Annotated in this window: 22 protein-coding genes; 12 read left to right on the forward strand and 10 right to left on the reverse strand. The window is 73.3% G+C overall.

Annotated elements, in window-relative coordinates; genetic code table 11:
• Positions 1-61: 61 nt before the first annotated feature.
• The 5 genes from AB0D66_RS02220 to AB0D66_RS02240 all read left to right on the forward strand — a co-directional run bounded on the left by AB0D66_RS02220 (position 62) and on the right by AB0D66_RS02240 (position 5,061).
• A complete protein-coding gene (locus AB0D66_RS02220; RefSeq protein WP_362295309.1) occupies positions 62-595 on the forward strand; it encodes a bacterial proteasome activator family protein in 534 nt (177 codons plus the stop codon).
• Positions 596-734: 139 nt separating this feature from the next.
• The gene (locus tag AB0D66_RS02225) at positions 735-1,616 is read left to right on the forward strand and encodes an NTP transferase domain-containing protein (protein WP_362295312.1); all 882 of its coding nucleotides are present in this window, start codon (positions 735-737) and stop codon (positions 1,614-1,616) included.
• Positions 1,613-2,917 carry a molybdopterin molybdotransferase MoeA gene (locus tag AB0D66_RS02230; RefSeq protein WP_362295315.1) on the forward strand — a complete coding sequence of 435 codons (1,305 nt, stop codon included), beginning with the start codon at positions 1,613-1,615 and terminating at the stop codon, positions 2,915-2,917. Before AB0D66_RS02225 ends, AB0D66_RS02230 begins: the two co-directional genes overlap by 4 nt.
• On the forward strand, positions 2,905-4,005 hold the full coding sequence (locus tag AB0D66_RS02235; RefSeq protein WP_362295318.1) for a potassium channel family protein: 1,101 nt from the start codon (positions 2,905-2,907) through the stop codon (positions 4,003-4,005). Before AB0D66_RS02230 ends, AB0D66_RS02235 begins: the two co-directional genes overlap by 13 nt.
• Positions 4,006-4,083: 78 nt before the next feature.
• Entirely contained in the window at positions 4,084-5,061 is a 978-nt protein-coding gene (locus tag AB0D66_RS02240) for an NAD(P)H-quinone oxidoreductase (protein WP_362295321.1), read from the forward strand.
• 126 nt (positions 5,062-5,187) lie between these two features.
• Here the strand turns inward: AB0D66_RS02240 and AB0D66_RS02245 are convergent, their stop codons facing one another.
• The 3 genes from AB0D66_RS02245 to pdhA are packed head-to-tail and all read right to left on the reverse strand — an operon-like array spanning position 5,188 to position 8,674.
• On the reverse strand, positions 5,188-6,522 hold the full coding sequence (locus tag AB0D66_RS02245) for a dihydrolipoamide acetyltransferase family protein (protein WP_362295324.1): 1,335 nt from the start codon (positions 6,520-6,522) through the stop codon (positions 5,188-5,190).
• On the reverse strand, positions 6,522-7,541 hold the full coding sequence (locus tag AB0D66_RS02250) for an alpha-ketoacid dehydrogenase subunit beta (protein WP_362295327.1): 1,020 nt from the start codon (positions 7,539-7,541) through the stop codon (positions 6,522-6,524). The genes AB0D66_RS02245 and AB0D66_RS02250 overlap by 1 nt, the downstream gene beginning before the upstream one ends.
• Entirely contained in the window at positions 7,538-8,674 is a 1,137-nt protein-coding gene (gene pdhA / locus AB0D66_RS02255) for a pyruvate dehydrogenase (acetyl-transferring) E1 component subunit alpha (RefSeq protein WP_362295330.1), read from the reverse strand. Before pdhA ends, AB0D66_RS02250 begins: the two co-directional genes overlap by 4 nt.
• A gap of 204 nt (positions 8,675-8,878) precedes the next feature.
• Here pdhA and AB0D66_RS02260 point away from each other — a divergent pair, with 204 nt between their 5' ends.
• Positions 8,879-9,460 carry an Lrp/AsnC family transcriptional regulator gene (locus AB0D66_RS02260; protein WP_362295333.1) on the forward strand — a complete coding sequence of 194 codons (582 nt, stop codon included), beginning with the start codon at positions 8,879-8,881 and terminating at the stop codon, positions 9,458-9,460.
• Positions 9,461-9,540: 80 nt separating this feature from the next.
• Here AB0D66_RS02260 and AB0D66_RS02265 read toward each other — a convergent pair whose 3' ends face one another.
• The 4 genes from AB0D66_RS02265 to AB0D66_RS02280 form a co-directional block, all read right to left on the reverse strand.
• Complete coding sequence (locus AB0D66_RS02265; RefSeq protein ID WP_362295335.1) at positions 9,541-11,205, reverse strand: hypothetical protein; 1,665 nt, start codon at positions 11,203-11,205, stop codon at positions 9,541-9,543.
• A gap of 200 nt (positions 11,206-11,405) precedes the next feature.
• A complete protein-coding gene (locus tag AB0D66_RS02270) occupies positions 11,406-13,067 on the reverse strand; it encodes a hypothetical protein (RefSeq protein WP_362295338.1) in 1,662 nt (553 codons plus the stop codon).
• Between the two features lie 142 nt (positions 13,068-13,209).
• Complete coding sequence (locus AB0D66_RS02275; RefSeq protein WP_362295340.1) at positions 13,210-13,797, reverse strand: TetR/AcrR family transcriptional regulator; 588 nt, start codon at positions 13,795-13,797, stop codon at positions 13,210-13,212.
• Positions 13,794-15,317, reverse strand: coding sequence for a 3-hydroxyacyl-CoA dehydrogenase (locus AB0D66_RS02280; protein ID WP_362295343.1), 1,524 nt, complete (start codon positions 15,315-15,317; stop codon positions 13,794-13,796). The genes AB0D66_RS02275 and AB0D66_RS02280 overlap by 4 nt, the downstream gene beginning before the upstream one ends.
• A 124-nt stretch (positions 15,318-15,441) precedes the next feature.
• Here AB0D66_RS02280 and paaN point away from each other — a divergent pair, with 124 nt between their 5' ends.
• Positions 15,442-17,124: a phenylacetic acid degradation protein PaaN gene (gene paaN, locus AB0D66_RS02285; RefSeq protein ID WP_362295346.1), complete on the forward strand. Its 1,683-nt coding sequence runs from the start codon at positions 15,442-15,444 to the stop codon at positions 17,122-17,124.
• A 16-nt stretch (positions 17,125-17,140) separates the two neighbouring features.
• Here paaN and AB0D66_RS02290 read toward each other — a convergent pair whose 3' ends face one another.
• From AB0D66_RS02290 to AB0D66_RS02300, 3 genes are read right to left on the reverse strand one after another with little or no spacing between them, the layout of a single operon-like run.
• Positions 17,141-17,911, reverse strand: coding sequence for a TrmH family RNA methyltransferase (locus AB0D66_RS02290; RefSeq protein WP_362295349.1), 771 nt, complete (start codon positions 17,909-17,911; stop codon positions 17,141-17,143).
• Between the two features lie 36 nt (positions 17,912-17,947).
• Entirely contained in the window at positions 17,948-19,099 is a 1,152-nt protein-coding gene (locus AB0D66_RS02295; RefSeq protein ID WP_362295846.1) for an HTTM domain-containing protein, read from the reverse strand.
• Positions 19,096-19,758 carry a DUF5819 family protein gene (locus AB0D66_RS02300; protein WP_362295352.1) on the reverse strand — a complete coding sequence of 221 codons (663 nt, stop codon included), beginning with the start codon at positions 19,756-19,758 and terminating at the stop codon, positions 19,096-19,098. Before AB0D66_RS02300 ends, AB0D66_RS02295 begins: the two co-directional genes overlap by 4 nt.
• A gap of 216 nt (positions 19,759-19,974) precedes the next feature.
• On the opposite strand from AB0D66_RS02300, the gene paaA reads away from it, so the two are divergent.
• Genes paaA through paaE form a run of 5 tightly spaced genes read left to right on the forward strand, consistent with a single transcriptional unit; the run spans position 19,975 to position 23,547 of the window.
• Positions 19,975-20,940: a 1,2-phenylacetyl-CoA epoxidase subunit PaaA gene (gene paaA, locus AB0D66_RS02305; protein WP_362295355.1), complete on the forward strand. Its 966-nt coding sequence runs from the start codon at positions 19,975-19,977 to the stop codon at positions 20,938-20,940.
• On the forward strand, positions 20,937-21,221 hold the full coding sequence (gene paaB / locus AB0D66_RS02310; RefSeq protein WP_362295358.1) for a 1,2-phenylacetyl-CoA epoxidase subunit PaaB: 285 nt from the start codon (positions 20,937-20,939) through the stop codon (positions 21,219-21,221). The genes paaA and paaB overlap by 4 nt, the downstream gene beginning before the upstream one ends.
• Positions 21,218-21,946: a 1,2-phenylacetyl-CoA epoxidase subunit PaaC gene (gene paaC / locus AB0D66_RS02315; RefSeq protein ID WP_362295361.1), complete on the forward strand. Its 729-nt coding sequence runs from the start codon at positions 21,218-21,220 to the stop codon at positions 21,944-21,946. Before paaB ends, paaC begins: the two co-directional genes overlap by 4 nt.
• Positions 21,940-22,446 (forward strand): 1,2-phenylacetyl-CoA epoxidase subunit PaaD, encoded by a 507-nt coding sequence (paaD, locus tag AB0D66_RS02320; protein ID WP_362295364.1) that lies wholly within the window; start codon positions 21,940-21,942, stop codon positions 22,444-22,446. The genes paaC and paaD overlap by 7 nt, the downstream gene beginning before the upstream one ends.
• Entirely contained in the window at positions 22,447-23,547 is a 1,101-nt protein-coding gene (gene paaE / locus AB0D66_RS02325) for a 1,2-phenylacetyl-CoA epoxidase subunit PaaE (RefSeq protein ID WP_362295367.1), read from the forward strand. It begins immediately after the preceding gene.
• Positions 23,548-23,603 lie beyond the last annotated feature (56 nt).

Genomic DNA, 23,603 nt, shown 5'->3' on the forward strand with positions numbered 1-23,603 from the left:
TGGATCACGCCTGTACGGGGGCACACCGTGTGAGTACGGAGGTGTGCGAGAGAATGACGGCATGGAGATGCCGAGGAGTGAACGGTCGCAGGACAGTCCCCCGCACGTCCTGATCGTGGGACAGGACGGGATGGCGGTCGGCGGCGCCGATGACGAGTCGCGCGAGGTCCCGGTGACGGAGATGGTCGAACAGCCCGCCAAGGTCATGCGGATCGGCAGCATGATCAAGCAACTCCTGGAAGAGGTACGCGCCGCGCCTCTCGACGAGGCGAGCCGGGTGCGGCTCAAGGACATCCATGCCGCCTCGGTGAAGGAGCTGGAGGACGGCCTGGCCCCCGAGCTCGTGGAGGAGCTGGAGCGCCTGTCCCTCCCGTTCACCGAGGAGGCCATCCCCTCGGAAGCGGAACTGCGCATCGCCCAGGCGCAGTTGGTGGGCTGGCTGGAGGGCCTCTTCCACGGCATCCAGACGGCCCTGTTCGCACAGCAGATGGCGGCGCGGGCCCAGCTCGAGCAGATGCGCCGCGCCCTCCCGCCCGGCTCCACCGCCGACGACGACGACCACCACGGGCCGGTCCGCTCGGGTCCGTACCTGTAGGCAGGAAGCCCGCACCGCACCGCCGGCGTCCGGGACCCGGGGATCCGCACGGAGCCCCGGGTCCGGACGCCGGCCCGCAGATGAGCCGCAGGTGAACGGGGCTCCCCGCCGGGGACATGACCGACGCATACTCAGGGGCATGAGCTACGACGCGATCGTCCTGGCCGGCGGCAGCGCGCAGCGCCTCGGCGGGGCGGACAAGCCCGCCCTGAGCGTCGGCGGCCGTTCCCTGCTCGACCGCGTCCTCGACGCGTGCGCCGACGCCGCCGCCACCACCGTGGTCGGCGGCCGCCGCCCCACCGCCCGCCCGGTGCGCTGGACCCGGGAGGATCCGCCCGGCGGGGGTCCCGTGGCCGCTCTGGACGCCGGACTGCGGCAGACCAACGCCGAGCTGGTCCTCGTCCTCTCCGCGGACCTGCCCTTCCTGGACCGGGAGACCGTGCGGGCCCTGCTGGCCGCCCCCGGCGGGGGGCACGAGGGCGCTCTGCTGCGCGACCCGGACGGCCGGGACCAGCCGCTCATCGCCGCCTACCGCAGCGAGCCGCTCCGCCGCGAGCTGGCCCTCCTGGCCACCGAACACGGCGGCCTCGCCGGGCTCCCGCTGCGCGCGCTCACCGCCGAACTGGACCTCACCCGTGTCGCGGCACCGCCGTTCGCCTCCTTCGACTGCGACACCTGGGACGATCTCGCCGCCGCCCGCGCCCGGATCAGGGAGCATGGAACCGTGCTGGACCAATGGATCACCGCCGTCAAGACCGAGCTCGGCATCGACCTCCCCGTCGACGTCAAGGCCCTGCTCGACCTCGCCCGTGACGCCGCCCACGGCGTCGACCGGCCCGCCGCACCGCTGACCACGTTCCTGGTCGGCTATGCGGCGGCCCGGGCCGAGGCCGCCGGGGCCGACCCCGCCCAGGCCGTCGCCGAAGCCTCCCGCAAGGCGGCCGATCTGGCGCTGCGCTGGGCCGCCGAGGCGAAGGCCGCCGACTCCCCCGACGCCTCCCGAGAGAACGGCTCCGGATGACCCCCGCGACCCCCGCCGAACAGGCCCTGGACGAGGCCCTGGCCCTGGTCAGCCGTGCCCCGGAGGGCGCCGGCGCCGGCGTCGGCCACCGCGCCGCCCCCTGGCCGCGCGCCCGGGACACGGCGGCCCGCGCCGGCGGCGCCGCCGGCGCGCGGGCCCGCACCCGCCAGGTGCCCCTCGCCGAGGGCCTCGGCGAGGTGCTGGCCGAGCCCCTCGACGCCCTGACCGACCTGCCGTCCTTCGACACCTCCGCCATGGACGGCTGGGCCGTCGCCGGCCCCGGCCCGTGGAGCGTCCGCGCCGGCGAGGGGGTGCTCGCCGGCTCCGACGGGCCCGCACCGCTCGCGGACGGCGAGGCCGTGCGGATCGCCACCGGGGCCCGGATCCCCGCGGACACCACCGCCGTCGTGCGCAGCGAGCACTGCCGTGAGAGCGGCAGCCAGCTCTTCGCGGACCGGCCCGTCCTCACCGGCCAGGACATCCGCCCGCGCGGCCAGGAGTGCCGCTCCGGCGACCTGCTGCTGCCCGCGGGGTCGCTGGTCACCCCCGCCGTGCTGGGCCTGGCGGCAGCCGCCGGCTACGACGGGCTGACCACCCGGCCCCGCCCCCGCGTGGAGATCCTGGTGCTCGGCGACGAACTCCTCACCGAGGGCCTCCCGAAGGACGGGCTGATCCGCGACGCCCTGAGCCCGATGCTCGGCCCCTGGCTCACCCGCCTCGGCGCCGAGGTCATCGGCACGCGGCGGCTCGGCGACGACCCCGCCGGGGCCGAAGCCCTGTTCCAGGCCGTCACCACCTCCGCCGCCGATGTCGTCGTCACCACCGGCGGCACCGCCTCCGGGCCCGTCGACCACGTCCACCCCGTCCTGCTCCGGGCCGGGGCCGAACTCCTGGTCGACGGCGTCGCGGTGCGCCCCGGCCACCCGATGCTGCTGGCCAGGATCGGGCAGCCGGGGGAGGGCCGGCACCTGGTCGGGCTGCCCGGGAACCCCCTCGCCGCGGTCTCCGGGCTGCTGACGCTGGCCGAGCCGCTGCTGCGCGCCCTCGCCGGCCGCCGCCCGCGCCACCGCTACACGGCCGCGGTCCAGGGCGACGTACCGGGCCACCCGCACGACACCCGGCTGGTCCCGGTCCTGCTGAGCGGCGAGCAGGCGCAGCCGCTGCGCTACAACGGCCCCGCGATGCTGCGCGGCGTGGCGGCCGCCGACGCGCTCGCCGTCGTACCTCCGCACGGTGCGCGCTCCGGGCAGGAACTGGAAATCCTCGATCTGCCGTGGGCCTCAGGGGGATGTTTCACGTGAAACTTCACGCACGCGACGCCATGGCCCGGGGCGCCGACGAGAAACTCGTCTCCCGGCGCATCAAACTGCCCCGGCGGATCGTCGAGAAGCCGCTGCAACAGGTCGGAAAACGCCTGTTGATGGCCCTGTTCGTGCTGTTCCTGACGGTCCTCATCGTGTGGCTGGACCGCAAGGGGTACCACGACAACGCCAACGAGTCGGTCGACTTCCTCGACTGCCTCTACTACGCCACCGTCACGCTGTCGACGACCGGTTACGGCGACGTCGTCCCGTACAGCGACAGCGCGCGGCTGGTGAACGTCCTGCTGATCACCCCGCTGCGCGTCCTGTTCCTGATCATCCTGGTCGGTACCACCCTGGAAGTGCTCACGGAGCGCACGAGGGAAGAGTGGCGGCTGAGCCGCTGGAGGAAGAACTTGCGCGAGCACACGGTGGTCGTCGGCTTCGGCACCAAGGGCCGTTCGGCCCTGCAGACCCTGCTGGCCACCGGCCTGTCCAGGGAGCAGGTCGTCATCGTCGACCCGAGCGCCAAGGTGATCGACACGGCCAACGCGGAGGGCTTCACCGGGGTGGTCGGCGACGCCACCCGCTCCGACGTCCTGCTGCGGGCCGAGGTCCAGAAGGCCCGGCGGATCATCATCGCCACCCAGCGCGACGACACGGCGGTACTGGTCACGCTGACGGCGCGGCAGCTCAACCGCGGCGCGAAGATCGTCGCGGCGGTGCGCGAGGAGGAGAACGCCCCGCTGCTGCGCCAGTCGGGTGCGGACGCGGTCATCACCAGTGCGAGCGCCGCGGGCCGGCTGCTGGGCCTGTCGGTCCTCAGCCCGAGCGCGGGCACCGTGATGGAGGACCTGATCCAGCAGGGCAGCGGCCTCGACATCATCGAACGGCCCGCCAACCGCTCCGAGGTGGGCAAGTCGGTGCGCGAGACCGACGACCTGGTCGTGAGCGTGCTGCGCGGGCACCGGCTGCTGCCGTACCACGATCCGCACGCCAGCCCCATCCAGCTGACGGACCGTCTCATCACCATCGTCCGTGCGACGCCGCCGGCCGGACCCCCGGTGACGCTGCCGTCTCCGGACTGAGCCGGGTTGTCCTGCCGATCACGCCGCGCGCCCGGCCTGATCGGCACAACGCCCCCTGGATCGCGTAGCCTCCGGGCCATGCATGCGATCACGATCGAGCAGCCGGGCGGTCCCGAGGCCCTCGTGTGGACCGACGTACCCGATCCGGTGGCGGGCGAGGGCGAGGTCCTCGTCGAGGTCGCGGCGAGCGCCGTGAACCGTGCCGACGTCCTCCAGCGCCAGGGGTTCTACGATCCGCCGCCCGGTGCCTCGCGCCACCCCGGCCTGGAGTGCTCCGGGCGGATCTCCGCGGTGGGGCCGGGGGTGTCGGGCTGGTCGGTGGGCGACGAGGTGTGCGCCCTGCTGGCGGGCGGCGGGTACGCGCAGAAGGTGGCCGTGCCGGCGGGCCAGCTGCTGCCGGTGCCCGCGGGCGTGGACCTGGTGACGGCGGCCGCGCTGCCCGAGGTCGTCGCGACGGTGTGGTCCAACGTGTTCATGGTGGCGGGCCTGCGGCCCGGCGAGACCCTGCTGGTGCACGGCGGAGCCAGCGGGATCGGGACGATGGCCGTCCAGCTGGCGAAGGCGGTGGGCGCGACGGTCGCCGTCACGGCCGGGGGCCCGGAGAAGCTGGCCCGCTGCAAGGAGCTGGGCGCCGACATCCTGATCGACTACCGCGAGCAGGACTTCACGGCCGAGCTGCGGGCGGCGACGGGCGGATCCGGGGCCGACGTGATCCTGGACATCATGGGCGCCAAGTACCTGTCCCGGAACGTGGACGCCCTCGCCGTGAACGGCCGGCTGGCGGTCATCGGCCTCCAGGGCGGGGTGAAGGCCGAACTGAACCTGGGCGCGCTGCTGTCGAAGCGGGCCGCGATCACCGCCACCTCGCTGCGGGCGCGTCCGCTGGAGGAGAAGGCGGCCATCATCGCCGCGGTCCGCGAGCATGTGTGGCCGCTGGTGGCGGCGGGCCGCGTACGCCCGGTGGTCCACGCGACCTTCCCGATGCCGCAGGCCGCCGAGGCCCACCGGGTCCTGGAGTCCGGCAGCCACGTGGGCAAACTGCTGCTCACGGTCTGAGCGCGGCAGGACCCCGGCCGCGGGCGCCCGCCCGACAGCCCCGGCCGCGGGCGTCCGCCCGACGGCCCCGGCCGCCGGGCCGGGGGGAGCCTCCGCGCGAGCGGTGGCCTCCCCCGCGCCACGGAGCTAGAGGCTGCGCAGCAGGACCGCCGGGGACTCGACGCAGTCGGCCACGTAGCGCAGGAAGCCGCCCGCCGTGCCGCCGTCGCAGACCCGGTGGTCGAAGGTCAGCGACAGCTGTACGACCTGGCGGACCGCCAGCTCCCCGCCGTGCACCCACGGCTTGGGGATGATCCGGCCCACCCCGAGCATCGCCGCCTCCGGGTGGTTGATGATCGGCGTGGAGCCGTCGACCCCGAAGACCCCGTAGTTGTTCAGGGTGAACGTCCCGCCCGTCAGATCCGCCGGGGCCAGCCTCCCGGCCCGCGCCAGCTCCGTCAGCCGGGCGAACTCCGCCGACAGCGACTCGGGGCTGCGGCCCTGCGCGTCCCGGACCACCGGGACCATCAGGCCCCGCTCGGTCTGCGCGGCGAAGCCCAGGTGCACGGCTGGCAGCCGGACGATCTCGCCCGCCGCCAGGTCCACGGTGGAGTTGAGCTCCGGATAGCGGGCCAGCGCGGCCGTGCAGATCCGCGCCAGCAGCGCGAGCACCGAGATCTTGGGGCCGCCGACGGCGTTCATCGCCGCCCGGGCCGCCATCAGCTCGGTGGCGTCCGCGTCGACCCAGCAGGTCGCGTCCGGGATCTCCCGCCGGCTGCGCGACAGCTTCTCGGCGACCGCCCCGCGGATCCCCTTGAGCGGGATCCGCTCGCCCTGCGCCGCCACCGCCGCGGGGGCGGGGGCCCGGACCGGCTCGGGCGCCCGCAGGGCGGCGAGCGCCGCCTCGACGTCGGCCCGCAGGATCAGGCCCTCGGGGCCGGACCCGTGCAGCGCGCGCAGGTCGACCCCGTGGTCCTTGGCCAGCTTGCGCACCAGCGGAGAGATGACGGGCACCGGCCCGGCGGAGACGGCCGGAGCCGGCGGCGCCGCCGGGGCGGCGACGGCGGGGGCCGGGGCCGCGACGGGCGCCGAGACCGCGGCGGTGACGGGTCGCACCCGTCGCCGACGCGCCGGACGCGATTCGTCCGCTCCGTAGCCGATCAGCGGCCTGGGCACGTTGCCGGAGCCCTCGGCTCCCCCCTCCGGGGCCTCCACGGCACCGGCGGGCAGCGACTGCGCACCCACCGCCACGGTGATCAGCGGGGCCCCGACCGGAAGCTCCTGCCCCTCCTCGCCGAAGCGGGCGGTGACCACACCGCCGTACGGGCAGGGCACCTCCACCATCGCCTTGGCCGTCTCGACCTCGACGACCGGCTGGTCGATGGCGACGACATCGCCGACCGCGACCAGCCACCGCACGATCTCGGCCTCCGTCAGGCCCTCACCGAGATCCGGCAGCTTGAATTCCATGACCTGCGGCATCAGTTCTCCCACTGCAGGCGGGCGACGGCGTCCAGGATCCGGTCCACGCCGGGCAGGTGGTGCTTCTCCAGCATCGGCGGCGGGTACGGGATGTCGAAGCCCGTCACCCGCAGCACCGGCGCCTCCAGGTGGTGGAAGCAGCGCTCCATCACCCGGGCGGCGATCTCCGCGCCCGGCCCGCCGAAGCCGGCGGCCTCGTGGACGACCACCGCGCGCCCGGTCCTGCGCACCGACGCGACGACCGTCTCCTCGTCGAAGGGGACCAGCGAGCGCAGGTCCACGACCTCCAGGTCCCAGCCCTCCTCGCGGGCCGCCTCGGCCGCCTCCAGGCACACCGGCAGCGAGGGGCCGTACGTGATCAGCGTCGCGCTCGTGCCCGTCCGCCGGACCAGGGCCTTGCCGATGCCCGGCACCGCCGCCGGCGCCTGCGGCGACCAGTCGGCCTTGGACCAGTAGAGCCGCTTGGGCTCCAGGAAGACCACCGGGTCGTCGCTCGCGATGGACGCGCGCAGCAGCCCGTACGCGTCCTCGACCGTTGCCGGGGTCACCACGTGCAGTCCGGGCGTGGCCGCGTAGTACGCCTCGGAGGAGTCGCAGTGGTGCTCCACCCCGCCGATCCCGCCGCCGTACGGAACCCGGATGGTGATCGGCAGCGGCATCGCGCCCCGGGTGCGGTTGCGCATCTTGGCCACGTGCGAGAGCAGCTGCTCGAAGGCCGGGTAGGCGAACGCGTCGAACTGCATCTCCACGACGGGCCGCAGCCCGTACATGGCCATGCCCACCGCCGCGCCCAGGATCCCGGCCTCCGCGAGCGGGGTGTCCGTACAGCGGTCCTCGCCGAACTCCTTCGCGAGCCCGTCCGTGATCCGGAAGACCCCGCCCAGCGTCCCGACGTCCTCGCCCATGACGTGGACCGTCGGGTCCTCGGCCATCGCGTCGCGCATCGCGCGCGTCAGGGCCTGCGCCATCGTCGCGGGCTTGGCCCCCGGCTTGGCCGCCTTCGCCGCCACCGTCGTCATGCGTCTCCCTCCGCGTCCAGCTCGGCGCGCAGCAGGGCGGCCTGTTCGCGCAGCCGGTCGGTCTGCTCCGCGTAGACGTGCGCGAAGAGGTCCATCGGGTCCAGCACCGGGTCCGCGTTCATCCCCTCGCGCAGCGAGGCGGCCATCGTCTCGGCCGCGTCGCGCGCCTCCTGGATGCCCGTCTCGTCGAGGATGCCGCGCGAGGTCAGCTCGCGCTCCAGCAGCTCGACCGGGTCGTGCGCCTTCCAGGCCTCGACCTCGGCGTCGCCGCGGTAGCGGGTGGCGTCGTCGGCGTTCGTGTGGGCCTCCATCCGGTAGGTGACGGCCTCGACCAGGGTCGGGCCACCGCCCGCCCGGGCCCGCCGGACGGCCTCGGTGAGGACCTCGTGCATGGCGGCCACGTCGTTGCCGTCGACCAGCCGGCCGGGCATTCCGTAGCCCACGGCCTTGTGGGCCAGCGTGGGGGCGGCGGTCTGCTTGGCGAGCGGGACGGAGATCGCGAAGCCGTTGTTCTGCACGAGGAAGACCACCGGGGCCTGCCAGACGGCGGCGAAGTTCAGGGCCTCGTGGAAGTCGCCCTCGCTGGTGCCGCCGTCGCCGACCATGGCCAGGGCCACGACGTCGTCGCCGCGCAGCCGGGCCGCGTGCGCCAGGCCGACCGCGTGCGGCAGCTGGGTGGCGAGCGGGGTGCACAGCGGGGCTATCCGGTGCTCGCGCGGGTCGTAGCCGGTGTGCCAGTCGCCGCGCAGCAGGGTCAGCGCCTGTACGGGGTCCAGTCCGCGGGCCACGGCCGCGAGGGTGTCGCGGTAGCTCGGGAAGAGCCAGTCCTGGTCCTCGAGCACCATCGCCGCCGCGATCTCGCAGGCCTCCTGGCCGACGGTGGACGGGTAGACGGCGAGCCGCCCCTGCTTGGTCAGCGCGGTGGCCTGCGCGTTGTAGCGGCGGCCGCGCACCAGCTCGGCGTAGCAGCGGCGCATCAGCGCGGGGTCGAGCCGGTCCGCCGCCGGGGTGCCGAGCACCCGGTAGGGCTCGGCGTCCGGGAGCAGCGGAGCGGCGTCCGTACGGGGCCTCCAGGCGGGCGGCGGGGTGGGTCGGTGGGACGCACCGGCACCGGGCAGCTCTTGGACCGTCATGGCGGCGTACACCTCCTCGTGGGAAGCGGGCTGGGTACCTCCCAGCGGTAGCTGGGGGAGGAGAGCCCCGGGTGTGAGGCGCTTCACCTACCGATTGTTCGGTTGTCCGCGCAATTTGGCTACAGGCGGCTCCAGGCTGTGGACAAACTGGCGCCGGGGCCCTGGGATGGATGCAGGACGTCCAGGAGAGGGAGGCATCGGGCAATGCCGGATGAACAAATGGCCGGAGCGGGCTCCGCACCGGTCCCGCCGGGGGGCACCCCCGGGCAGGTCAATCCGTCGGCACCGGCACCTTCCGTCCCGCCCCGCCCCCTGGACCCGATCGACCGGTCGATCATGCGGCTGCTCCAGGCGGACGGCCGCGCGTCCATACGGTCGGTCGCCGAACAGGTCCACGTGTCCCGCGCCAATGCCTACGCCCGGATCAACCGGCTCATCGACGACGGGGTGATCCGGGGCTTCACGGCCCGCGTCAACCACGAGCGGGCCGGCCAGGGCGCCTCCGCCTACATCACCCTGAAGATCGTCCAGAACTCCTGGCGGACGGTCCGCGAGAAGCTCCGCGAGCTGCCCGGGGCCGCGCACATCGCCCTGGTCAGCGGGGATTTCGACGTCCTGCTCCTGGTCCACACCCCGGACAACCGGACCCTGCGCGAGCTGGTCCTGACCCGCCTGCAGTCCATCCCGGAAGTGCTCTCGACCCGCACCCTGCTGGTGTTCGAGGAAACGGACCTGCTGGACGCCGGCCCCGGCCCGGCCGGCCCCCCGCCGCTCACCGAGGACTAGGCCGTACGCGCGACAGCGCCCCGGGAAGGGCCTGGAGGGCCGTTCCCGGGGCGCTGCGCCTACGGGCGACTACCGGTGGATCACTGGGTGTCGTAGTAGCCGGAGAGGTCGACCACCAGGTCGGTCTCCTCCCAGCCCTGGTTCCAGAAGTCGACGATGCCGTGCGGGCCCGAGGCGGCCTGGACCAGGTTCGCGACGGTCTTGCCCTTCGTCCAGTTCAGGGCGGAGGAGGAGGGCCGTGCGGGCTGGACCTGGGTACCCGTCTCGTACTGCTCCGGCGAGTTCGGGTCCGGGGCGACCGAGAGGAACCCGGCGCCGGCCGTGTTGGTGACGGTGGTGTTCAGGACGAAGCCGGAGATCCCGGTGTCGCCCGGCTCCCAGCCGGACAGCTGCGTGGCCAGGTAGCTGCGCGCGTCCATCCGGCCGAACGCGCCGTCGGGCTCGCGCGTGTCCAGCCAGCGCAGCGGCGAGAAGGGCATGAGGGCGCCCTTGCCCTCGGGGCTGTAGTGGCCGACGACGTCCACCACGACATCGGTGGCGGCCCACGCGCTGTTGCGGATGCTGATGGTCCCGTCCGGGCCGACGGGCACGATCACCGAGTTGGCGACCGTCTGGCCCGCGGTAAAGTTCACGCTGGACGCGAGCGGGATGCGGCCGCCGCTCGGGTAGACGACCAGGTGGCCGGCTTCCTTCGGGTTGGTGGCCGTCACGTTGAGCGCCACGGCGGTGACGCCCTGGGGCACCCCGCGCAGTCCGCTGATCCGGGTGCCGAAGCTGGTCTGTCCGGCGACCTGGCCCTTGGCGGTGCCGAGGCCCTCGCGGGTGTCGACGAAGCGGACCGGGTCCATCGGGGTGTAGCCGCTGGCGCCCTTCTGGCTGAAGTAGCCGGTGATGTCGGCGACCAGGTCGACCGCCTCCCAGCCGCCGTTGAACAGGTCGACGGAGCCGTCCTCGCCGACCGGCACGATGACCAGGTTCGGGACGGTCTCGCCCGCCTCGAAGTTCACGTTCGACGCGTCCGGCCGGACGGTGCCGGCGGGGTAGGCGGTGATGTGCCCGCCGCTGGTGGTGTTGGTGACGGTGACGTTGAGGGCCACCGCGGTGATGTCGGCCGGGATCATGCCGTAGTCGGCGATCTGCACCCGGGCGGTGCCGCGCGGGGCGACCTTGGCGTTCGGCGCGCGGAACCCGTCCCTGGTGTCCAGCAGGCGCGTGGGCACGTGCGGGGTGAACTCGGAGCCCAGCGTCGTGAACGTGACCGCGTTCTCGCGGTACACCTTGTTCGCGGGGTCGTCCACGCCGACCGAGACCTCGTACGCGCCGGGGTTCTCGTAGACGTGCTCGTTCTTCAGCGTGACGGAGCCGCCCGCGCTGATCCGCTCCAGGACGCCGTCGCCCCAGTTGATGACGATGCTCAGCTTGGAGTCGACGCTGGTGATGACCGTTTCCAGGTGGACTCCGCGCGCGGTGGTGTTCACCGCGGTCAGGCCGATCTTCAGGTCCGGGTTGCCGGTGACGGCACCCTCCGCCTGCGCGGTGGCGGAGCCCGCCTTGCCGACGGTCTTGTCGGCTCCGCTCGTGAAGGTCTTGGCCTTCGGCGTACCGGCCTTCTTCAGGTCCGGACCGGGTGCCACCCGATGGGCGCCCGGCGCGGACGGATCCGCGGCCTGGGCCACCCCCGGCAGCAGACCCATGCCGGCCGCGACGATGGCGGCAGCAGAAATGACGAGACGGCGACTACGCACCGGCCCTCCCCCGTTGTTCGATTTTGAGCACACTTGTCTTGAACACGCCTATTTGAACGCGCTCAAGATCGACGTCCCGCTCAGATTACAGAGCCGCCTGATGGCAGGTCAGGGCGCCTGCCCCCCAAGCCAGTCCGTCCCGAAAGCGCACAGCGCCCCGGGACGGATCTCGGCCGGTCCCGGGGCGCTGTGCGCGTCGCCTACGGCTTGAGCACCGGCTCCTCGTAGTAGCCGGAGATGTCGACCACGAGGTCGGCCTTCTCCCACCCCTGGTTCCAGAAGTCGACGATGCCGTGCAGGCCCGCGCTCGCCTGGACCAGGTTCGGGACGGTCTTGCCCTTCGTCCAGTTGAGGGTCGAGGCGCCGGGCCGGGCCGGCGTGACCGCGGTGCCCTTCTCGTACTGCTCGGCCGAGTTCGGGTCCGGGGCGACCGAGAGGAAGCCCGCGCCGCCCGTGTTGGTGACGGTGGTGTTCAGCACGTACGCGGTCTCGGCGTCGTCGGAGAAGAACGGGACGGGGAGGTAGTCCCGGCCGGCGATCGCCCCGCTGATCTCGCTGATGGTGCCCTCGGGGTCGCGCGTGTCGAGCCAGCGCATCGGCGAGAGCGCCATGAAAGCGCCCTTGCTCTCGGGGCTGTAGTAGCCGACGACGTCCACCACGACGTCGGTTCCGGCCCAGGCGTTGTTGCGGATGCTGATGCTCCCGTCGGGGCCGACCGGCACGATCACCGCGTTGGCGACGGTCTGCCCCGCGGTGAAGTTCACGCTGGACGCGAGCGGGATCCGCCCGCCGCTCGGGTGGACGATCAGGTGGCCGGCCTCCTTCGGGCCGGTCACCGTCACGTTGAGCGCCACGGCCTTGACCCCCTGGGGCACCCCGCGCAGTCCGCTGATCCGCGTACCGAAGCTGGTCTGTCCGGCGACCTGGCCCTTGGCCGTGCCGAGGCCCTCGCGGGTGTCGACGAAGCGGACCGGCGCCACGGGGGTGTAGCCGCTGGCCGCCCTCTGCGTGAAGTAGCCGGTGATGTCGGCGATCAGGTCGACCGACTCCCAGCCGCCGTTGTACAGCTCGACGGAGCCGTCCTCGCCGACCGGTACGACGACCAGGTTCGGGACGGTCTCACCCGCCTCGAAGTTCACGTTCGACGAGTTCGGCCGCCGGTTGCCCGCGTCATAGGCCGTGATGTGCCCGGCGCTGGTGGTGTTGGTGACGGTGACGTTGAGGACGACGGCCTGCACGTCGGCCGGGATCGTGCCGTAGCCGCCGACCTTCACCCGCGCGGCGGTGTACGGGGCGACCTTGGCCTTCGGAGCACGGAACCCCTCGCGGGTGTCCAGCAGACGCGTGGGCTCGTACGGCGTGAACTCGGAGCCCGATGTCACGACCGTGAGCTCGTTCTCGACGTACACCTTGTTGGCGACGTCGTTCACGCCGACCTTGATCTTGTACTCGCCGACCTCCGCGTAGGTGTGCGTCGGCATCAGCATGGTGGAGCCGGAGGCGGCGAGCAGCTCCACCTCGCTCCCGTCGCCCCAGGAGACGCTCACTTCGAGCGGGGCGTCGGCACTGGTGATGTCCGCGTCCAGCTGGAGCGAGTGCGCGCCGGTGTTGGTGGCGCCCAGGGCGACCTTCAGGCCCGGGTTCCCGACGGCGGCGCCCGCCGCCCGGGCGGCCGCGGAGGCCTCCCTCCGGACGGACTTGTCGGCGCCGCTGGTGAAGGTCTGGAAGCGGGACGCCGCGGCCTGCTTCGGGTCGGACGGCTTGGCGACCCGGCGGACGTCCGGCGCTGCCGGATCCGCGGCCTGGGCCGTGCCCGGCAGCAGACCGATGGCGGCCGCGACGATGGCGGCGGATGAGATCACGAGACGGCGACTGCGCACCGGTTCCCCCATTTTCGTTCGGTGCGATGGCCTGGGCGCGCGGTTTTGAACGCGCTCAAGGCCGAAATCCCGCTCAGGGTACAGAACCGCCCGCCGGCGTCCCGCAGGGGGTGGAACCCGCGGGTCAGCGGACCGTCCGCAGGCCGTCGAGGGCCATGTGCACCACCGCGTCGGCGAGTTGGTCCGGCCCCGTGCCCGGATGCGGGCGGTACCACTCGACCAGGGAGTTCACCATCCCGAAGAGCAGGCGCGTGGCGAGCCGGATGTCCACGTCCGCCCGCAGGTCCCCGTCGGCGGCCGCCGCCTTGAGGAGGTCCGCGACCTGGTGGTCGAACTCGCGGCGGCGCTCCAGGGCCCAGCGCTCGGTCCGGGTGTTGCCGCGCACGCGCAGCAGCAGGGTCACGTACGGCAGCTCGCCGACGAGCACCTCCACCGTGCGGCGCGTGACGTACTCGACGCGCTCGACCGCCCGCCCCCGGACCGCGCCGGGCTCCTCCAGGACGGCGAAGAGCCCGTCGAGGGCGCGGCTGACGGCCCGGCGCAGCAGCTCCTCCTTGCCCGTCACGTGGTGGTAGATCGAGGACTTCGAGATGCCGGCGGCCTTGGAGAGGTGCTCCATCGAGGTGCCGTCGTAGCCTCGCTCGTTGAAGACCTGCACGGCGACCGACAGCAGTGTCTCGGGGGTGTAGGTGTCCCGCTTCGCCGTGGTCATGCGCTCTCCCCCGTCTCGTCTTCGTCTTCCCCTGCGGCGTAGCCCAGCCGGAACAGCGCCAGCGAGGGCGCGTACCGGCCTCCGGGACAGCGCTCGTCGAGGTGGTGCAGCAGGTCGTAGGCCCAGTCCCGGCCCAGCCGCTCGTGCCATTCAGAGGGACCCAGCGGGTAGTTGACGCCGAGGCGCATCGCCGTGTCGATGTCCTCGGCGGTGGCCGCGCCGCGGGCGACGGCGTCGGCCGTGAGGTCGATCAGCATCGCGACCGTCCGGGCGACGATCATGCCGGGGACGTCGCCGATGACGGAGACCTTCTTGCCCAGCTTCTGGAACAGGCCGACCGCCTCGGCGAGGGTCCGCTCGCTGGTGTCCTCGCTGGCGGAGAGCGCGATCCGGGTGGCTCCCCGGTAGTCGAGGGCGAGGTCGAAGTAGACGACGTCGGCGAACTCGACGGAGGTCTTCCCGTCCGCGAGCACCAGCTGGCCCTCGCCCGGCAGCTGGATGTACGGGCCCCCGTGCTCGGTGGCGGTGACCGCGATCCCGGCCTCCTCCAGCAGGTCGGCCAGCTCGGCCGCCGGCCCGAGGTCGCCGACCACCGTGACCTTGTCCGGGGCCTCCTCGGGAGCGGCGGTGTGCGGCTGGGGCAGCACGGCGTCCGGGCCGTACGGGAACCAGCCGTGCCCCGACTTGCGGCCGAGGCGGCCCGACTGGACCAGCCGGCGCTGCGCGAGGGAGGGGGTGAACTTGGGGCTGCGGAAGAAGGACTCCCACACCGAGCGGGTCACGGCCTCGTTGACGTCCTGGCCGATCAGGTCGGTCAGCTGGAACGGGCCCATCTTGAAGCCGCCGCTCTCGCGGAGCACGGCGTCGATGGTGGCCGGGTCGGCGCCCTGCTCCTCGTGGACCGAGAAGGCCTCGGCGTAGAAGGGGCGGGCGATCCGGTTGACGATGAAGCCGGGGGTGTCGGCGCAGCGGACCGGCGTCTTCCCCCAGCCGAGGACGGTGCGGTACGCGCGCTCGGCGGCGGCCGGCTCGGTCGCGAAACCGCTGATCACCTCGACGAGGGGGAGCAGCGGGGCCGGATTGAAGAAGTGCAGGCCGACGAAGCGGCCGGGGTGCGCGAGGCCGGCGGCGAGCTCGGTGACGGAGAGTGAGGAGGTGTTGGTGGCCAGCAGCGCGTCCGGCGCGACCACCTCTTCGAGTGCGGCGAAGAGCGCCTGCTTGACGGTGACGTTCTCGACCACCGCCTCGATGACGAGGGCGGCCCCGGCGAGGTCCGCGAGCGCGCCCGCCGGAGCGATCCGGCCGATCGCGTCCTCGGCCTCGGCGCGGTCGAGGCGGCCCTTGGCGGCCATCCGCTCGACGCGGTCCTGCACCATGCCCGCGCCGTCCGCGGCGAGGGCGGCGTCGATGTCGTAGATCAGCACGCGGTGACCTGCGAGAAGGGCGACCTGGGCGATGCCCTGGCCCATGGTGCCCGCGCCGACGACCGCCACAGTGCGGGACCGTTCGATTGCTGTCATGCCCTGATCCTCCCGCACCGACTTGTCCACAGGTCCGCCGGGCCCTCTTGTCCCGACCGATCGTTCGGTTACTCTAACTCCAGTCTGCTCTCCTTCGCCCGGCTCAACGAGGAGTTGGTCCCTGATGGCCGCCGAGCTCACCGTCCCCCAGCTGTCCGCCAAGCACCGGCCCACCCTGGACCAGGCCCTGTCGGCTATCCGCAGCCGCGCCTACTGGTCCCCGCATCCCGAGCACCCCAAGGCCTACGGCGAAACCGCCCCGGCCGACGGGCTCGCCGCCTTCGAGGCCGTCCGCGGCACCCGGCTGGACCTGGGCCAGCCCGGCACCGACGGCTGGACCGGCGCCGAGGTGTCCCCGTACGGCCCGGAGCTCGGCGTCGAGTACCCCCATGTGGACCCGGACGTGCTGCTGCCCGCGATGAAGGCGGGCATGGCCGCCTGGCGCGACGCGGGCCCCGAGGCGCGCGCCCTGGTCTGCGTCGAGATCCTGGCCCGGATCGGAGCCCGGACGCACGAGTTCGCCCACGCGGTCATGCACACCAGCGGCCAGGCCTTCATGATGGCGTTCCAGGCGGGCGGACCGCACGCGCAGGACCGCGGCCTGGAGGCCGTGGCCTACGCGTACGAGGAGCAGACGCGGGTCCCGGGGCAGGCCGACTGGTCGAAGCCGCAGGGCAAGCGCGACCCGCTGGACCTCGGCAAGACCTTCACGGCGGTGCCCCGCGGCATCTCCCTGATGATCGGCTGCAACACCTTCCCCACCTGGAACGGCTACCCGGGCCTGTTCGCCTCCCTGGCCACCGGCAACGCGGTGCTGGTCAAGCCGCACCCGCGGGCCGTCCTCCCGCTGGCGCTCACGGTCCAGGTGGCCCGCGAGGTCCTCGCCGAGGCCGGCTTCGACCCGAACCTGGTCGCGCTGGCCGTGGAGCGTCCGGGCGAGGGCATCGCCAAGACCCTGGCGCTGCGCCCCGAGATCAAGCTGATCGACTACACCGGCTCCACGGAGTTCGGCGACTGGCTCGAGGCCAACGCCCGCCAGGCGCAGGTCTACACGGAGAAGGCCGGCGTCAACACGGTGGTCGTGGACTCCACCGACGACTACAAGGGCATGCTGGCGAACCTCGCGTTCTCCCTCTCCCTCTACAGCGGCCAGATGTGCACCACCCCGCAGAACCTGCTGATCCCGCGCGACGGCATCGCGACGGATGCCGGGCACAAGACGTACGACGAGGTCGTCGCCGACCTCGCGGCCTCGGTCGGCGGCCTGCTGGGCGACGACGCACGGGCCAACGCCCTGCTCGGCGCCCTGGTCAACCCGGACGTCAAGGCGCGGCTGGAGGCGGCGGCCGCGCTGGGCGAGGTCGCGCTGGCCTCCCGCGAGGTCGTCAACCCCGAGTTCCCGGACGCGGTGGTCCGCACCCCGGTGATGGTCAAGCTGGACGCGTCCAAGCCGGACCCGGACGCGGCCTACCTCTCGGAGTGCTTCGGCCCGGTCTCCTTCGCGGTGGCCGTGGACTCCACGGCGGACGCGCTGGAGCTGCTGCGCCGCACCGTCCGCGAGAAGGGCGCCATGACGGTGGGCGCGTACACGACCTCCGCCGACACCGAGCGGGCCATCGAGGAGGTCTGCCTGGAGGAGTCCGCGCAGCTCTCGCTGAACCTGACCGGCGGGGTGTACGTCAACCAGACCTCGGCGTTCTCCGACTTCCACGGCTCGGGCGGCAACCCGGCGGCCAACGCCGCGCTGTGCGACGGGGCCTTCGTCTCCAACCGCTTCCGCGTGGTGGAGGTCCGCCGCCAGGCCTAGGCCGGTCCCCTGCCGGTCAGGCCGGGCCCTCCTGGCCGGCCGCCGGCCCTCCCCAGTGGAAGAGGGCCATGGCCACGCTGGTCGCCAGGTTGTAGCTGGAGACCTGCGGGCGCATCGGCAGGGACACCAGGTGGTCGGCCCGATCCCGCAGCTCGGGTGAGATGCCGTGGCGCTCCGAGCCGAAGGCGAGCAGCGCGTCGTCCGGGAGGGTGAGGGCACGGATGTCCTCACCCTCCGGGTCGAGCGCGTACAGCGGCCCGGGCGGCAGGGTCTCGAGCGTGATCCGCTCGACGGTGGTGGCGTAGTGCAGCCCGGCCCCGGCCCGGACCACGTTCGGATGCCAGGGGTCGAGGTCGCCCCGGGTGACCACGCCGGTGGCGCCGAAGCCCGCTGCGAGGCGGACGACGGCTCCGACGTTGCCGAGGTTGCGGGGGTTGTCGAGCACGACGACGGGCGCGGGGCGCGGCAGGCTCCCGAGGGCCGCGAGGCCCGCCGCCCGGCCGGGGCGTACCGCCAGGGCGGCGACGCCGGTGGGGTGCACTCGGGGCAGCAGCCCCGCCAGCCGCGCCGGCCGCGCCAGCCGGGCCACGTCGGGCTCGACGTCCGGAGCGAGCTCGGCGGCCAGCGCCCGTACGGCCGCGGGGTCCTCGGCGAGGACGATCCGCACCTCGGCCCCGAACCGCAGCGCGTGCTTCAGCGCGTGGAACCCGTCCAGCAGGACCAGCCCCTGCCCGACGCCTTCCCGCCACTGCCGCAGGACCTCTTCGGAACTCCACTCGTCACGCATACCCCGACCCTAAGCGCACCGCCGCCGGGGTCCGGATCAGCGGGGGAGGGCCGGGCTCGGCTCCGCGGAGGCCAGCGCCGGGGACCGCTCGCGACGGCCGGGCCGCAGCGCCGCGACCCTGGCTCCCAGCCACACCAGGAACACCGTCGGCAGGAACACCGCGTCGGCGGCGATCATCGCCAGCGAGAAGAACGGCAGCCCCAGCAGCACCGCGATCCCCGCGTGCTCCAGCATCATCACGGCCAGCAGCACGTTCTTGATCCGCCGGTTGAACACCGTGAACGGGAACGCCACCTGCACCGCCACCGTCCCGTACGACAGCAGCATCACCAGCGTCCCGCTGCCCGCCAGCAGTGCGGACAGCCCCGGCCACGGGGTGAAGTAGTCCAGCCCGAGCGGGTAGTACAGCGCGGTCCCGTCCTGCCACCGCGATCCCTGGACCTTGTACCAGCCCGCCGTCGCGTAGATCAGGCAGACCTCCGCCATGATCACCAGCATCCCGGCGTTGTGCAGCACGTTGGCCAGCACGTCCAGCGTGGCCCGGCCCTCGCCCTGCGCGTCGTGCCGGTCCACGAGCCACCACAGGCCGCAGGCCACCCACACCGCCGCGAAGGCCGCCAGCCAGCCGGCGCTGAACCGCCCGGCCACCACCCCGTAGGCGAACACCGCGCCCAGTACGCCCCACAGCACCGGCCCGGCGGCCCCCGCGGAGGCCGACCCCCGCAGCCGGGCCCGCCGGGCGTCCAGGGACCACACCCGCGCGCACCGGGTCAGCACCAGGTACAGCGCCATCAGGTGGATGACGTTGTCCCCGCCGTCGCCCATGAACACGCTGCGGTTCTGCAGGGAGAGCACCCCGACCATGAACAGCACGGACGCGGCCCGGGTCCGCCAGCCCAGCAGCAGCCCCACGCTCGCCAGCACGGCGAGCGCGTAGACGATCTCGAACCACACCGCCGAGTCCGACCACATCAGGACGGAGAAGGCCCCGTTCGAGGCGATCAGCCGCTCCGCCAGCGTCCAGCTCCACGGCCCGTCCGGCCCGTACAGCTCGTGGCGGTGCGGGAACTCGCGCAGCAGGAAGAAGAGCCAGGTCCCGGCGAAGCCGATGCGGACCACGGCGCTCTGGTACGGGCCCAGCGCCTGCCCGGTGACCTTGGCCAGAGCGGCCGCCAGAGCGGTTCTCACACCGTCCACCACGGCAGCTCCCGGTAGTAGGTCTCGGTGTCGGTCGTCTCGTCGCTCCACTCCGGCGCGGCCACGGCCGTCGTCGCCGAGCGCAGCTGGACCCGCAGGATGTCCCCGCCGGGGTGGTCCGGGGTGAGCCGGTCCACCGCGATCCGCCGCAGGTACTGCTCGGACAGCTCGCCGCGCTCGCCGTTCGGCTTGTTCTCCTCGTCGTGGGAGCCGGTGAAGAAGTCCCAGGCCCGGCGGAGCTCGTTCTGCTCGGTGTGGCTCGGCAGCAGGCTGCGGCGGATGGCCGCGCCGTCCTCGGCGCTCAGGTTCCGCCAGTCCGTGGTGACCAGCTCGCCGGCGGCCGTCCGCACCTGCGCGCGCACCTCCACCGCGATGTTCTGCTGGAGCGGGTTCGGCGCGAAGAGCTTCCAGTTCTGTTCGAACTCGGGATAGATCCACGCGTCGACCGTCCGCGCGTGCTGCTTGCTGACCGTGTTGGACGGGGCGACGTGCAGGAAGACGAACGCGAGATGCGTGCAGGCGGCCACGCCGACCGCCCCGAGGGCGAGGGCGGCGAGCGCCCGGTACGGGGTGGACAGACCGGCGATCCCGGGCGCCCGCGGGGGTGGCGGCGGGGTCGCCGCGGCGGGCTCCCGCTCGTTCGCATCCATCCCGCCCCGATCGTCCGGCATCCACAGGGTTGACCTCAGAGGTTGACACCCTACGGGCCGCCGACCCACCATTGAAGAGGATGAACCGAACGATCGGTCGGTCGGGCGGGCAGACGGCTCGCCGACACACGCGGACAGGGGACCGGGATGGTGGCAGTGACCCCGGAGACGGGGCCGGAGACGGCCCTCGGGACAGACGGGACGGACGGCACAGGCATGGCTGCTGACCTCGACGCACAGCTCGCGGCGGCCTTCGACGCGGCGGTCGCGGCGGAGGAGCGCGTGGAGCCGCGCGACTGGATGCCCGAGGAGTACCGCGCCTCCCTCGTCCGCCAGATGGCTCAGCACGCCCACTCCGAGATCATCGGCATGCAGCCCGAGGCGAACTGGATCACGCGGGCGCCCTCGCTGCGCCGCAAGGCGATCCTGATGGCCAAGGTGCAGGACGAGGCCGGCCACGGGCTGTACCTCTACAGCGCCGCCGAGACCCTGGGAACCAGCCGCGACGAGCTGCTCGACAAGCTCCACTCGGGGAAGCAGAAATACTCCTCGATCTTCAACTACCCCACCCTGACCTGGGCGGACGTCGGCGCCATCGGCTGGCTCGTGGACGGCGCGGCGATCACCAACCAGGTGCCGATCTGCCGCTGCTCCTACGGCCCCTACGCCCGCGCCATGGTCCGGATCTGCAAGGAGGAGTCCTTCCACCAGCGCCAGGGGTTCGAGCTCCTCATGGCCCTGTCGAAGGGCACCGAGGCACAGCACGCCATGGCCCAGGACGCGGTCGACCGGTGGTGGTGGCCCTCGCTGATGATGTTCGGCCCGCCGGACGACGAGTCGGCGCACTCGGCGCAGTCGATGGCCTGGCGGATCAAGCGGCACTCGAACGACGAGCTGCGCCAGCGGTTCGTGGACATCGCCGTCCCGCAGGCCGAGGCCCTCGGCCTGACGCTGCCCGACCCGGACCTGAAGTGGAACGAGGAGCGCGGCCACCACGACTTCGGCGCCATCGACTGGGCGGAGTTCTGGAACGTGCTCAAGGGCAACGGGCCGTGCAACGAACAGCGCCTGAGCCAGCGGCGCAGGGCCCACGAGGAAGGCGCCTGGGTGCGCGACGCGGCCGCGGCGTATGCGGAGAAGCAGGCGGCGCACGCCGCACAGAACGAGGAGGCACGGGTATGACGCGCAATTGGCCCCTGTGGGAGGTGTTCGTGCGCTCGCGGCGCGGCCTCTCGCACACGCACGCGGGAAGCCTGCACGCCCCCGACGCGGAGATGGCCCTGCGCAACGCCCGCGACCTCTACACCCGGCGCGGCGAGGGCATCTCGATCTGGGTGGTGCCCTCCACCGAGATCACCGCCTCCTCGCCCGACGAGCGCGACCCCTTCTTCGCCCCGTCCGCCGACAAGCCCTACCGGCACCCCACCTTCTACGACATCCCGGAGGGAGTGAGCCACCTGTGACCGGCACGGACACCACCACCACCGCGGTGGCCCTCGCCCTGGGTGACGACGCCCTGATCCTCTCCCACCGCCTCGGCGAATGGGCGGGCCACGCCCCCGTGCTGGAGGAGGAGGTCGCGCTCGCCAACATCGCCCTCGACCTGCTCGGCCAGGCCCGCCTCCTGCTGACCATGGCCGGCGACGAGGACGAGCTGGCCTTCCTGCGCGAGGAACGTTCCTTCCGCAACCTCCAGCTGGTCGAGCAGCCGGGCGGCGACTTCGCCCACACCATCGCCCGCCAGCTCTTCTTCTCCTTCTACCAGCACGAGCTGTACGGGGAACTGGCCCGCGGGGAGGGCCCGTTCGCGCCGCTGGCGGCCAAGGCCGTCAAGGAGACCGCCTACCACCGCGACCACGCCGAGCAGTGGACCCTGCGGCTCGGCGACGGCACCGAGGAGAGCCGGGCGCGCATGCGCGCCGGCCTGGACGCCCTGTGGAAGTACACCGGCGAGATGTTCCAGCCGGTGGACGGCCTCGAAGGCCTGGACTGGGCCGCCCTCGAAGGGCGTTGGCTGGCCGAGGTGACCGGCGTCCTGGAGCGGGCCGGGCTCTCCCTGCCCGCGGGGCCGCGCACCGGCGCCTGGGCGGCCGGAGCCGGCCGCCAGGGCCTGCACACCGAGCCCTTCGGCCGGCTGCTCGCCGAGATGCAGCACCTGCACCGCAGCCACCCGGGGGCGTCATGGTGACCGCCCGCACCGGGACCACCCGCCTGGAGGCGGAACTGGCCGAGCTGGCCGGCTCCGTCCCGGATCCCGAACTGCCCGTGCTCACCCTGGGCGAGCTCGGCGTGGTGCGCGGGGTGCGGGTGGACGCGGAAGGCCGCGCCGAGGTCACCCTCACCCCCACCTACACCGGCTGCCCGGCCATCGAGGCCATGTCCGCCGACATCGAGCGGGTCCTGACCGGCCACGGGATACCGGAGGTCCGGGTGACCACCGTGCTGGCCCCCGCCTGGTCCACCGACGACATCAGCGCCGAAGGCCGCCGCAAGCTGGCCGAGTTCGGCATCGCCCCGCCCCGCCCGCACGCGGCCGGCGGGCCGGTCCCGCTGACCCTGTCGGTCCGCTGCCCGAACTGCGGGTCCACCGACACCGAGCTGCTCAGCCGGTTCTCCTCCACCGCCTGCAAGGCGCTGCGCCGCTGCACCGCCTGCCGCGAACCGTTCGACCACTTCAAGGAGCTGTAGATGGCCGCACCCCGCCACGGCGCGTTCCACCCGCTGACGGTGGCTGCGGTCGACCGGCTCACCGACGACTCGGTGGCACTGACCCTGCGGGTCCCGCAGGAGCTGCGCGAGGACTACCGGCACGCCCCCGGCCAGCACCTGACCCTGCGCCGCAGCGCCCCCGAGGGCACGGAGGTCCGGCGCACCTACTCGATCTGCTCCCCGGCGCCCGCGGCCGACGGCCCGGGCCCGGCGCAGCTGCGGGTCGGCGTGCGGCTGGTGGAGGGCGGGGAGTTCTCCACCTTCGCGCACAAGGAGATCGCCGCCGGGGACGTGCTGGACGTGATGGTCCCTGCCGGCCGGTTCGTCCTGGACCCGGCCGCGGCCCCGGCCGCCGGGCACTACGCGGCGATCGTCGGCGGCAGCGGGATCACCCCGGTGCTCTCGATCGCCGCGAGCCTGCTGGCCGCCCGCCCCGACGCCCGGTTCTGCCTCGTGCGCAGCGACCGCACGGCGGCTTCCACAATGTTCCTCGAGGAGGTCGCCGACCTCAAGGACCGCTATCCGTCCCGGTTCCAGCTGGTCACGGTGCTGTCCCGGGAGGAGCAGGAGGCCGGGCTGCCCTCCGGGCGCCTGGACGGGGAGCGGCTGGCCGTCCTGCTGCCCGCGCTGCTGCCGGTGGCCGATGTGACGGGCTGGTTCCTGTGCGGGCCGTACGGCCTGGTGCAGGGCGCGGAGCGGACCCTGGCCGCGCTCGGCGTCGCCCGGACCCGGGTGCACGAGGAGATCTTCCACGTCGAGGACACCTCGGCGCCGGCCCCCGCCGCCACCGCCGCCGCCCCCTCCGACAGCCGCGTCACGGCGCGCCTCGACGGACGTTCGGGCACCTGGCCCGTCCGGGACGGGGAGTCGCTGCTGGACGCGGTGCTCCGCAACCGCGCGGACGCCCCGTACGCCTGCAAGGGCGGGGTGTGCGGCACCTGCCGGGCGTTCGTGGTGGCGGGCGAGGTCCGGATGGACCGCAACTTCGCCCTGGAGGCCGAGGAGACCGACGCCGGATTCGTGCTCGCCTGCCAGTCGCACCCGGTGACGGAGGAAGTGGAGATCGACTTCGACCGGTAGCCCCGGGGACGGCCGCGGCCCGGCCCCGGCCCCTGTCCATTTTCCAGAACCTGTTC

Source organism: Streptomyces sp. NPDC048270, assembly GCF_040652335.1.
In the GTDB taxonomy this organism is placed as follows: Bacteria; Actinomycetota; Actinomycetes; order Streptomycetales; family Streptomycetaceae; genus Streptomyces.

What these genes read in the sequence shown, in the direction of transcription:
- AB0D66_RS02220 (WP_362295309.1), top strand. Translation starts at nt 62, where the DNA reads ATGGAGATGCCGAGGAGTGAACGGTCGCAGGACAGTCCCCCGCACGTC.
- AB0D66_RS02225 (WP_362295312.1), top strand. Translation starts at nt 735, where the DNA reads ATGAGCTACGACGCGATCGTCCTGGCCGGCGGCAGCGCGCAGCGCCTC.
- AB0D66_RS02230 (WP_362295315.1), top strand. Translation starts at nt 1,613, where the DNA reads ATGACCCCCGCGACCCCCGCCGAACAGGCCCTGGACGAGGCCCTGGCC.
- AB0D66_RS02235 (WP_362295318.1), top strand. Translation starts at nt 2,905, where the DNA reads ATGTTTCACGTGAAACTTCACGCACGCGACGCCATGGCCCGGGGCGCC.
- AB0D66_RS02240 (WP_362295321.1), top strand. Translation starts at nt 4,084, where the DNA reads ATGCATGCGATCACGATCGAGCAGCCGGGCGGTCCCGAGGCCCTCGTG.
- AB0D66_RS02245 (WP_362295324.1), bottom strand. Translation starts at nt 6,522, where the DNA reads ATGCCGCAGGTCATGGAATTCAAGCTGCCGGATCTCGGTGAGGGCCTG.
- AB0D66_RS02250 (WP_362295327.1), bottom strand. Translation starts at nt 7,541, where the DNA reads ATGACGACGGTGGCGGCGAAGGCGGCCAAGCCGGGGGCCAAGCCCGCG.
- pdhA (WP_362295330.1), bottom strand. Translation starts at nt 8,674, where the DNA reads ATGACGGTCCAAGAGCTGCCCGGTGCCGGTGCGTCCCACCGACCCACC.
- AB0D66_RS02260 (WP_362295333.1), top strand. Translation starts at nt 8,879, where the DNA reads ATGCCGGATGAACAAATGGCCGGAGCGGGCTCCGCACCGGTCCCGCCG.
- AB0D66_RS02275 (WP_362295340.1), bottom strand. Translation starts at nt 13,797, where the DNA reads ATGACCACGGCGAAGCGGGACACCTACACCCCCGAGACACTGCTGTCG.
- AB0D66_RS02280 (WP_362295343.1), bottom strand. Translation starts at nt 15,317, where the DNA reads ATGACAGCAATCGAACGGTCCCGCACTGTGGCGGTCGTCGGCGCGGGC.
- paaN (WP_362295346.1), top strand. Translation starts at nt 15,442, where the DNA reads ATGGCCGCCGAGCTCACCGTCCCCCAGCTGTCCGCCAAGCACCGGCCC.
- AB0D66_RS02290 (WP_362295349.1), bottom strand. Translation starts at nt 17,911, where the DNA reads ATGCGTGACGAGTGGAGTTCCGAAGAGGTCCTGCGGCAGTGGCGGGAA.
- AB0D66_RS02300 (WP_362295352.1), bottom strand. Translation starts at nt 19,758, where the DNA reads ATGGATGCGAACGAGCGGGAGCCCGCCGCGGCGACCCCGCCGCCACCC.
- paaA (WP_362295355.1), top strand. Translation starts at nt 19,975, where the DNA reads ATGGCTGCTGACCTCGACGCACAGCTCGCGGCGGCCTTCGACGCGGCG.
- paaB (WP_362295358.1), top strand. Translation starts at nt 20,937, where the DNA reads ATGACGCGCAATTGGCCCCTGTGGGAGGTGTTCGTGCGCTCGCGGCGC.
- paaD (WP_362295364.1), top strand. Translation starts at nt 21,940, where the DNA reads ATGGTGACCGCCCGCACCGGGACCACCCGCCTGGAGGCGGAACTGGCC.
- paaE (WP_362295367.1), top strand. Translation starts at nt 22,447, where the DNA reads ATGGCCGCACCCCGCCACGGCGCGTTCCACCCGCTGACGGTGGCTGCG.